The sequence below is a fragment of the Deinococcus sp. genome, assembly GCF_030523985.1.
Classification (GTDB): domain Bacteria; phylum Deinococcota; class Deinococci; order Deinococcales; family Deinococcaceae; genus Deinococcus.
Map to the genome: position 1 here is coordinate 1 of NZ_JAUNHK010000016.1, position 10,460 is coordinate 10,460.

General features: G+C 65.5%; 7 protein-coding genes. 4 read left to right on the top strand and 3 right to left on the bottom strand.

Annotated elements, in window-relative coordinates:
• Window positions 1–773: 4-hydroxy-2-oxoheptanedioate aldolase (gene hpaI / locus Q4C89_RS04280; protein ID WP_303101366.1), on the bottom strand; the 773-nt coding region annotated here is incomplete at its 3' end.
• 226 nt (window positions 774–999) lie between these two features.
• Here hpaI and ablA point away from each other — a divergent pair.
• From ablA to Q4C89_RS04295, 3 genes are all read left to right on the top strand, one after another.
• Window positions 1,000–2,424, top strand: coding sequence for a lysine 2,3-aminomutase (ablA, locus tag Q4C89_RS04285; protein WP_303101367.1), 1,425 nt, complete (start codon window positions 1,000–1,002; stop codon window positions 2,422–2,424).
• A gap of 143 nt (window positions 2,425–2,567) precedes the next feature.
• On the top strand, window positions 2,568–3,932 hold the full coding sequence (locus Q4C89_RS04290; RefSeq protein ID WP_303101368.1) for an acetyl ornithine aminotransferase family protein: 1,365 nt from the start codon (window positions 2,568–2,570) through the stop codon (window positions 3,930–3,932).
• A gap of 142 nt (window positions 3,933–4,074) precedes the next feature.
• Complete coding sequence (locus Q4C89_RS04295; protein WP_303101369.1) at window positions 4,075–5,658, top strand: L-glutamate gamma-semialdehyde dehydrogenase; 1,584 nt, start codon at window positions 4,075–4,077, stop codon at window positions 5,656–5,658.
• A 70-nt stretch (window positions 5,659–5,728) separates the two neighbouring features.
• Here Q4C89_RS04295 and thrC read toward each other — a convergent pair whose 3' ends face one another.
• Window positions 5,729–7,156, bottom strand: coding sequence for a threonine synthase (gene thrC, locus Q4C89_RS04300; protein ID WP_303101370.1), 1,428 nt, complete (start codon window positions 7,154–7,156; stop codon window positions 5,729–5,731).
• A gap of 57 nt (window positions 7,157–7,213) precedes the next feature.
• On the opposite strand from thrC, the gene Q4C89_RS04305 reads away from it, so the two are divergent.
• Window positions 7,214–8,104, top strand: coding sequence for a phosphatase domain-containing protein (locus tag Q4C89_RS04305; protein WP_303101371.1), 891 nt, complete (start codon window positions 7,214–7,216; stop codon window positions 8,102–8,104).
• On the opposite strand, the gene pxpB is transcribed toward Q4C89_RS04305, so the two are convergent.
• A complete protein-coding gene (pxpB, locus tag Q4C89_RS04310; protein WP_303101372.1) occupies window positions 8,095–10,416 on the bottom strand; it encodes a 5-oxoprolinase subunit PxpB in 2,322 nt (773 codons plus the stop codon). The two genes, Q4C89_RS04305 and pxpB, sit on opposite strands and share 10 nt — an antisense overlap.
• Window positions 10,417–10,460: the final 44 nt, after the last annotated feature.

Here is a 10,460-nt window from a genome sequence, read left to right on the forward strand (position 1 = left end):
TTCACGTCCTTGAACGCTCCCGCCAGTGCCCGCGCTCCCCGCGCCAGCAGCGTCGTGTCCACGCCCACCGCCACGAAGGTCGCGCCGAGGTCCAGATACCGCCGCGACAGTTTTTCGTCGGCACTCAAAATCCCCGCCGCTTTGCCCGCCGCCACGATTTTGCCCATGGCTCCTTCAATCGCGGCGACCACTTCGGGATGCCCCGGATTCCCGAGATGCCCCAGGCTGGCGCTGAGGTCGGCGGGGCCGATAAACACGCCGTCCACGCCGTCTACCGCCAGAATCTCGTCCAGGTTTTCCAGTGCCAGCTTGGTTTCGGCCTGCACCAGCAGACAAATCTGGTCGTTCGCACGGTGCAGGTAATCGGGGATGCCGTTCCAGCGCGAGGCCCGTGCCAGTGCACTTCCCACGCCGCGCACCCCGGCAGGCGGATACCGGGTCGCCGCCACCATCGCCCGCGCCTGCTCTGCGGTGTCGATCATCGGAATCAGCAGGTTCTGTGCGCCCAAATCCAAGTATTGCTTGATGTGGTGTGTTTCCCCCACGGGCGGGCGCACCACGGGCGAGACGGGATAGGCCGCCAGCGCCTGCAAAATCCTCAGCGTGCTGCGCACGTCGTTGGGGGCATGTTCGCCGTCTATCAAAAGCCAGTCGAAGCCCGCCCCCGCGCAGAGTTCGGCGGCGTAGCTGTCGGCCAGCCCCAGCCACAGCCCGATTTGGGGTTGTCGGGCGGCGAGGGCGGCTTTGAAAGGGTTGTGCAGATTGGGGGTCATGCCGCTCAGCATAGACACACGACCCTGCCCCCGGATTGCCTGCCCTGTCAACTGACAGTGACCGGGCATCATTCGCTGTCAATCGCCAGACAAAAGTGGGACAAATGGCCTCAGATTTGACTTTTCAAATGCCACTTTATTCTTTACAATTGCAAACAAGCAATTCTTAAATTTCTCCCCGTTTCTCGTTGTCGGGCCAGTTTTTCGTGGCTCGCCGGAGGTTTTCATGACCCATCCCGTCCACCCCCAGTCCACCGTCCGCGCCCAGCAGATGCTGCCGCGAGGCCACCGCGCCGACAAGTGGAAAGACGTGCCCGACGAGCAGTGGTACGACTGGAAATGGCAACTCAAAAACCGCATCAACTCCGTGCAGGAACTCGAAGAAGTCCTGACGCTCACCGAGTCCGAGCGCAAGGGGGCCAGCGCCGAGGGCATTTTCCGTCTGGACATCACGCCGTATTTCGCCTCCCTGATGGATCGGGACGATCCCACCTGCCCGGTGCGCCGTCAGGTGATTCCCACCGAGGAGGAGTTGCAGCCGTTTACCTCCATGATGGAGGACTCGCTGGCGGAAGATAAGCACTCGCCCGTGCCGGGGCTGGTTCACCGCTACCCTGACCGCGTGCTGATGCTGGTCACGACGCAGTGCGCCAGCTACTGCCGCTACTGCACCCGCTCGCGCATCGTGGGCGACCCCACCGAGACGTTCAAGCCCGACGAGTACAAGCTGCAACTGGACTACCTGCGGAACACGCCCCAGGTGCGCGACGTGCTGCTTTCGGGCGGCGACCCACTGACGCTTGCGCCCAAAGTGCTGGGCGGCCTGCTGGCGGAACTTCGCAAGATTCCCCACATCGAAATCGTGCGAATCGGCACCCGCGTGCCCGTGTTCATGCCCATGCGCGTGACTCAAGAGCTATGCGACACGCTGGCGGAACATCATCCCGTCTGGATGAACATTCATGTCAACCACCCCAAGGAAATCACCCCCGAAGTGGCCGAAGCCTGTGACCGCCTGTCGCGTGCGGGCGTGCCGCTGGGCAACCAGAGCGTGCTGCTGCGCGGCGTGAACGACCACCCCGTCATCATGCAAAAGCTGGTGCGCGAACTCGTCAAAATCCGCGTGCGCCCCTACTACATCTACCAGTGCGACCTCGTTCACGGCGCGGGCCACCTCCGCACCACCGTGTCCAAGGGGCTGGAAATCATGGAAAGCCTGCGCGGGCACACCAGCGGCTACTCGGTGCCGACCTACGTGGTGGACGCCCCGGGCGGCGGCGGCAAGATTCCCGTCGCGCCCAACTATGTGCTGAGCCACAGCCCCGAAAAACTGATTCTCCGCAACTTCGAGGGCTACATTGCCGCCTACTCCGAACCCACCGATTACACTGGCCCCGACATGGCGATTCCCGAAGACTGGAAGCGCCGCGAACCCGGTCAGAGCGGCATTTACGGCCTGATGGAAGGCGAACGCATCAGCATCGAGCCGAAGGAGTTCAGCGAGAGCCGCCAGCGCGAAGGCGCAATTCAGCACCGCCTGAACAGCCGCGAAGACAAATGGGCCGCGCACGGGATTGGCGCAAGCAGCGTCAGTGAAACCGCGCCGGACGGCAAGAGCAATGCGCCTATTCCAGTGCATAGCGGAGATTGAGCGAATAACCCCTCAGTCAGCTTCGCTGCCAGCTCCCCTCAAAGGGAGCGAGAAAAAGATGCAGTTTGCCTCCCTTTGAGGGGAGGTGCCCCGTAGGGGCGGAGGGGTTAACCCGCTCAAGCCCCTGCCTAAAGGAGAAACGCATGACCGCCACCCAGACCAAACCCCGCCAACCTGAACTTAAAACCGCTCTCCCTGGCCCCAAATCCGCCGACATCATCGCCCGCGACAAGCAGCACCTGTCCACCTCCTACATGCGCCCTTACCCCTTCGTGCCCGACCACGGCGAAGGCGTGTGGCTGACCGATGTGGACGGCAACACCATGCTGGACTTCTTCGCGGGCATTGCGGTGTCCACCACGGGCCACGCCCACCCGCATGTCGTGCAGGCGGTGCAAAAGCAGATCGAAAAGTTTACCCACGTCTGCCTGACGGACTACCCGCAAGAAATCACCACCAGCCTGGCCGAGCGCCTGGTCAAGCATGTGGAACGTGACGGCGAAAAATGGCGCGTGTTCTTTACCAACTCGGGAGCCGAAGCGGTGGAAGGCGCGGTCAAGCTGGCCCGCAACCACACGGGGCGCACGCACATCATTTCCACGATGGGCAGCTTCCACGGGCGCACCTACGGCGCCATTACGCTGACGGGCAGCAAAACCAAGTACAAGCGCGGCTTCGGCCCCTTGCTGCCTGCTGTCTCGCATGTTCCCTACCCCAACCCCTTCCGCCCGCCACTGGGCAGCACCGCCGAAACCTGCGGTCAGGCCGTCATTGACCACATCGAAAGCCTGTTCGTGGGCATCATCCCCGCCGATGAGGTCGCCGCCATCATCGTCGAACCCATGCAGGGCGAGGGCGGCTACATCGTGCCCCCCGCCGATTTCCTGCCCAAACTGCGTGCCCTCTGCGACAAGCACGGCATCATGCTGATTTTTGATGAAGTGCAGGCGGGCATGGGCCGCACAGGTAAGATGTTCAGCTTCCAACATTTTGATGTGCAGCCCGACATCATCACCAGCGCCAAAGGAATTGCGTCGGGGATGCCGCTGGGCGCGATTCTCGCCAAAGAAAGCGTGATGACCTGGCCTGTGGGGTCGCACGGCAGCACCTACGGCGGCAACCCCGTCGCGGCGGCGGCCTCGCACGCCACCCTCGACCTGTTGGAAGGCAAAGTGGGGCACGAAGGCTGCGGCGAAAGCCTGATGGCGAACGCCTCCGAAGTGGGCGGCTACATCCTAGGCGAACTGAAAAAGATGCAGCAGGACTTCCCCTTCATCGGGGACGTGCGCGGCGAGGGGCTGTTCATCGGCATTGAGTTTGTCAAACCCGACGGCAGCCCCGATGGTGAACTGCGCGACCGCGCCAGCATGGATATGTTCAACAAAGGTCTGCTGAATCTGGACTGCGGCGAAGCCGTCATCCGCATCAGCCCGCCGCTGATTCTGACCAAAGAAGAGGCGCAGACGGGGCTGGAGATTATGCGGCGCAGCTTTGAAGCGATGAAGTAAGAGACCCCTCACCCCCTTGCTTCGCAAGGCCCTCTCCCCCAGGAGAGGGTGATACAACGACCCTCTACCCAGGGGAGAGGGCCTGCCGAATGGCAGGGGTGAGGGGTTTTTCCTCCGCCATTCGCACCCTACTGAGGTACCCATGACCCATTCCACCCTCCTCCACGGCCTCCTCCCCTTCCAGCACGAACCCTATTTCAACTACGCCGACCCCGCCGTGGCTGAGGCCCAGAAAGCCGCCTACGCTAAAGCGCGGGCCTACGCGGGCAAGACTTTTCCGCTGTTGATTGACGGTAAAAAGGTGCAGGGCGAAGGCACGTTCACCGTGTCCAACCCCGCCACCGCCGAAACGCTGTGGACATTCCAGAAAGCCACCGCCGCGCAATTGGAAGAAGCCGTCAGCGCCGCTGCCAAAGCCTTTGAAAGTTGGCGTTTTTCCGACCCGCTGCAACGCGCCAGCATTTTCCTGCGGGCCGCGCAACTGGTGCGTGAGCGCCGCATGGAACTGAACGCCGTGATGAGTCTGGAAAACGGCAAGAACTGGGCCGAAGCCGACGGCGAAATCGCCGAGTGCGTGGACCATTTCGAAGTCTTTGCCCGCGAAACGCTGAAATGGGCCGAGGGCAAACCCGTGTCGCCCATGCCCGACGAGCATGTCACTACCGTCTACGAACCGCTGGGCGTGGTCGCAGTCATCAGCCCGTGGAATTACCCCTCCGCGATTCCGCTGGGCATGAGCCTCGGCGCACTGGCGGCGGGCAATACCGTGGTCTGGAAACCTGCCTCCGAAACGCCGCTTTCGTCGTGGCTGCTCATTCAGATTCTGCTGGAAGCGGGCCTGCCCAGAGACACCATTCAGTTCCTCACGGGCGCGGACGACGTGCTGGGCGACCCGCTGGTGGACCACAAGGACATTCGCATGGTGGCTTTCACGGGGAGCCGCGAAATCGGGTGCCGCATCTACGAACGCGCCGCCAAAGTACAAAAAGGGCAGCGTTGGCTCAAGCGCGTCATCGCCGAAATGGGTGGCAAAGACCCCACCGTGGTCTGCGCCGATGCCGACCTGGACGCGGCGGCGGCGGGCATCGTGGCAGCGACCTACGGCTACAGCGGGCAAAAATGCTCGGCGTGCAGCCGCGTGATTGCCGAGGCCAGCATCTATGACGAGCTGCTGGAGAAGGTCAAGACGCTGACCGAAAGTCTCCAACTCGGTCTCCCCGAACACAATGCCGCTGTTGGCCCCGTGATTCACGCGGGCAGCGCGAAACGCATCCGCGAGTACATTGAAAACGGCAAGAAGACGGCCCGTCTGGTCACGGGCGGCGGCGAAGTGCAGGTAGACGGCAGCGGCGCAGCGCAGGAAAACTACATTCAGCCCACCATTTTTGCCGATGTAGACGCCAAAGACCCACTGTTTCAGGAAGAAATCTTTGGCCCCGTGCTGGCCTTTGCCAAAGCTCAGGACTGGCGCGAAGCCATTGACCTCGCCAACGACTCCGAGTACGGCCTGACCGCCGCCTTTTACTCCCGCGACCCCCACAAACTGGCGGAGGCTCGCCGCCTGATGCATGTGGGCAACCTGTATCTCAACCGCAAATGCACGGGCGCACTCAGCGGCACCCACGCCTTCGGTGGCTACGGCATGAGCGGCACCAACGCCAAAGTCGGCGGCCCTGACTACCTGTTCTGGTTCCTCCAGACCAAGACGGTGGCGCAGAAATATTGAACCAGAACTATTGAAAGGTGCCGCCCCCCGTCCGGGAGAGGAGAGGCAAAAGGAGCGGTGGGGGCGGAGTTTACTGCTCTCCCCGCTCGTCCAGTTTGGCGGCGATGTACGCCTTGAGGGCCTGCACGTCGTTGGGCATGACCTCGCAGAAGCGTTCGCCCTTTTCGATGTCGTGGAAGCGTTCGGGGCGTTCGGGGAGGCGACCCACCGCTTCCTGTACCGTTTCCTCGAATTTGGCGGGCAGGGCCGTTTCCAGGCACACCATCGGCACGCCGGGGCGCTGAAACTGCTCGCCCACCAGCACGCCGTCGGCGGTGTGGGGGTCGATCAGGCGTCCAAACTGCTCGTCTACCCGGCGAATGGTGGCGAGGCGGTCGGCGTGGGTGCTGCGGCCCGCCGCGAAACCGCTGCCCTGCACGGCGTCCCAGTGGGCCGTGCCGTGCAACCTGACCGGGCGACCCTCGCCCACTTCCTGCCACCACCCGGCGGTCTGCACGGCGTCGCGCCCGGCGACGAGGTACAGGTAGCGCTCGAAATTGCTGGCCTTGCCGATGTCCATGCTGGGGCTGCTGGTCTTGGCGACCTGGGCGGCGGGGCGCACGTGGTAGTTCCCGGTGGTAAAGAACTCGTGGAGCACGTCGTTTTCGTTGCTTGCCACAATCAGGCGGCCCACGGGCAGGCCCATGCTGCGGGCGAGGTATCCGGCGAACACGTTCCCGAAATTGCCGCTGGGCACGCTGAAATCGGCCTCGGCCCCGGCGGGCAGGTTCAGCGCGAAGTAGGCCTTGAAGTAGTAGACCGCCTGCGCCAGCACCCGCGCCCAGTTGATGCTGTTGACCGCGCCTATGTCATAGCGGGCCTTGAATTCGGCGTCGGCGTTGACTTCTTTGACCAGGTCTTGACAGTCGTCGAACACGCCCTCGATGGCGATATTGAAGATGTTGGGTTCGTTGAGGCCGTACATCTGCGCCTGCTGAAAGGCACTCATGCGACCATGCGGCGAGAGCATGAACACGTTGACCCGCGCCTTGCCGAGCATCGCGTATTCGGCGGCGCTGCCCGTGTCGCCCGAGGTCGCGCCGAGAATGTTGACGCGCTGGTCGCGTTTTTCCAGCACGTACTCGAAGGCTTGGCCCAGAAACTGCATCGCCATGTCCTTGAACGCCAAGCTGGGGCCGTTGGACAGTTCAAGCAGATACAGCCCCGACTCGCCTAATGGCGTCAGCGGCGCGATGTCAGGGCTGCCGAAGGCTTCGGCGGTGTAGGTGGCCCGCAGCAGCGCCCGCAGGTCGGCTTCTGGAATGTCGCTGATGAAAGGGCGCATGACCGCGTAGGCGAGGTCGGGATAGCTCAGGCCGCGCAGGGCTTCGAGTTCGGCGGGGCTGAAGGTCGGGATGTGTTCGGGCATCGCCAGCCCACCATCGGGGGCCAGACCCGAAAGCAGAACGTCCGAAAACTCACCGAGACTCTGTCCACTGCGCGTCGAAACGTACTTCATGGGGTTACTGTACCCGCCTGCCGCGCGGCTGGGGCCGGGTCAGCTATCCTGCCTGCCGTGCTGCGCCGTTCACTGCTGCTGCTTGCCTGTTCGCTCCCGGCCCAGGCCACCCAGGTCACGCTGCTCGACCAGCCGCAGCCGGGGCAGGTCGCCGTGCGCGTGACCGAGGACGACCCGCTGGGCCAGTGGCCGGTGCGGGCGGGCGACGGGGGGCTGCTCAATGCCCTGCGTCAGCTCTCGCAACTGCTGCCCAACCCGGTGGCGGGCGCGGGGGTGCGCTGCGTGCCGCAGTTGGGCGACCCGGTGAAGGTGCAGACCGACGACCGGGGCCGCGCCCACTGCCCGCTGCCTGCCGGGGCCGGAGCGGTGCGGGTCGAGGTGTCCGGTGCATCTGCACAGACCGCACCCGACTGGAACCTGAGCGCGGCGCGGCACCTGACCGTGACTGACCTGGACGACACAGTGATTGTCACAGGGGTCAGAAGTGGTGGCCTGACACGGACACTGCGCCAGAATGCCCTGACCCGTCCGATTTTTGCCGACCTACCGTCCCTGTTGCAGCAGCAGGCGGCGCGGGGGCCAGTGGTCTACCTCAGCGGCAGTCCCGATGGTTTGGACGCCTCGCTGCGGCAACTGCTCGCCGCCCACGCTTTTCCGCCGGGGCCTCTGCTGCTGCGTGATTGGCCTCGGGTGGCGACCACGGCGCATAAGGCGCGGGCACTGGACGCGCTCGCCAGCCAAAATGCGGCGACTTTCACCCTGATAGGCGACAGCGGCGAAGCCGACCCGGAAACCTACGCGGCCTTCGTGCGGCGCTGGCCGGGGCGCACCGAGCGCATTCTCATTCGTGACATTGGGCCAGGGGAACGCCACGCCGAGGTGGGGCGCTTGCTGGACAGTCTGGGCGTGGCGTGGGGTTGGTTGCCTGGGGTGGCTTCTCAGCCCTGACCCGGCACGAACTGAATCTGCCTGCCCGCCAGGAGTTGCACCAGATGCGGCAGGTCGTCGGGATGCACGCGGGCCGGGCGACTATATCCGCCCAAGGTGCCCTTGTCGTTGAGCAAAATCAGCGGCACGCCGCTGGGCGGCACCTGCACCGTGCCGATGGGCGCGGCCTCGGAGGTGATTTCGCCCCCCGGCACGGCATGACCCGCCAGTCTCGCCGCCATGCGGTCGAGGTCAACGAGTTGAAACGGCTCGGCGCACAGGGCGTCCAGGGCTTCGTCGGGAATGGTTTCCCCGTCTGCCACCGGAAGCAGCCGCAGCCGCGTGAGGGCCGGGCGCTGCGTGACCCAGTACGGCACGAATTGCCGCGCCACATGCTGCGGAGCAGGCCGCGCCGCATAGCCCAGCACGTCACCCGCTTGCAGGGGCCGTCCCAGCCGCGCCCTGACGTCGGTGCTGGCGCTGCCCAGAAAGGGGCTGACCTCGAAGCCGCCCGACACCGCCAGATAGCTGACCCGGCCCTGGCCGTCCGGCACGAAGGAAATCACGTCACCCGGCTGTACCTGCCGCGAACTGTAGGGCGGCAGGGCTTCGCCGTTGACCTGTGCCTGCAACCCCAGCCCCGTGCAGGCGATGGCCCCGGCTCCCAGCACCTCCAGCGTCGGCCCGGTCAGGTGCAGTTCCAGCACGGCGCTGCCTGGCGCGTTGCCCAGCAGGTCGTTGGCGATGGTGGCGGCCTGCGCGTCCAGCACACCGGAGCGCACCAGCCCGAAGCGGCCCTGGCCCAGACGCCCGCCGTCCATCAGCAGGCCCATGATGCCGGGTTTGCGCACGCGCAGCGCCGGAAACCCTGGCTCGGCAGGCCACAGCAGCCGGGGCGTGGGCGCGGGCAGCGGGTCGCCGCCGTGCTGCGCCACGAAGCGCACTTCGTCACCGGGCCGCACCAAAAAGGGGTCGGCGCGGTGCGGGTCGTACACCGCCGTCAGCGTGCGCCCCAGCAGGTTCCAGCCGCCGGGGGCCGCCGCCGGATAGATGCCGGTCTGGGCACCCGCCATCGCCAGCGAGTGCGGCGGCACGGCGGGGCGGGGGGTGGCCCGGCGCGGCAGTTGCAGCGGCCCCGGCGTCGTTTCCATGAAGGGAAAACCCGCGACGAAGCCCAGCGCCCGCACCCGGTAGGTCGGCTCGGCGTGCAGGCGGGCGACTTCGGCGGCGCTCAGGCCAGTGCGCTCGGCTATTTCGGGCAAGTCTTCGCCGTCGTAGCACACCGGAATCTCGACCTGTCGCCCGGTATCCGCGTCCTGCACTTCGGCCTGGGCCAGCCACCCGCGCAGTTTCTCCGCGCCGAGTTGGGCCGGGTCGTACTCGACATACAGCGACTTGTACGCCGGAACCACGTCACGCAGTCCCGGCAGCCCGGACGCGAGCAGCGCCTCGGCCAGTCGCGGGAGCGTCAGTTGTTCGGCTTCGCTCTCGGGACGGTGGTACAGCGCGGCGACGTGGTGCGTAGGCGGGGCAACCTGTCCAGTAGGCGTCCGCTTGCCCAGGGGGGCCAGCCGCAGCCCCTGCTCTGCCAGCGCCGCGCCGATGTGCTGGGCGATGCTCACCGCCTGGGGGTTGTCGCCGTGAATGCAGAGGGTATCCACCCGCATCTCCAGCCGCTCGCCTTCCAGCGTCTGCACCCAGCCCTGCGCCATCTGCACGGCGCGGCGGGCAGCCTCGGCGGGGTCGTGAATGCTGCTGCCCGGCAGCGAGCGGGAGGCGAGGCGTCCGTCGGCGGTGTAGGCCCGCTCCGGAAACGCTTCGCGGCGCACGCTCAGGCCATGCGCGGCGGCGGTGTGGGCCAGTTCCTCGCCTGCCGCGCCCGCCAGCACCATCAGGTGCGCCTGCGGCACCAGTCGCGCCAGCGCCTCGCAAAAGGCTTCCCCGGCCGCTCGGTCTTCATGCACGCGCATATACAGCGCCCCGTGCGCTTTGACGTGCTGCAATTCGGCTCCTTCCAGCGTCAGGAAAGCCGAGAGCGCCCCAATCTGATACACCACGCTGGCATGAATTTCCTGCGGGCTGAGCGCCATCGCCCGGCGTCCAAAGCCTGCGAGGTCGGGGTAGCCGGGGTGCGCCCCGATGCCCAGCCCATGCTCCTGCGCCAGCCGCACCGCGCCGTGGAGGGTCATCGGGTCGCCCGCGTGAAAGCCGAGGGCCAGATTCACGCTGGTCAGCAGCGGAAACAGCGCCGAGTCGTGGCCCAGCGTCCAGTTGCCGAAAGATTCGCCCGCATCGGCGTTCAGGTCTATGGTGAGGGGCTTGGTGGTGGACATGCGCGGCACAAGCTACCTCACCCCGCGCCGCGCCATAGCGAAAC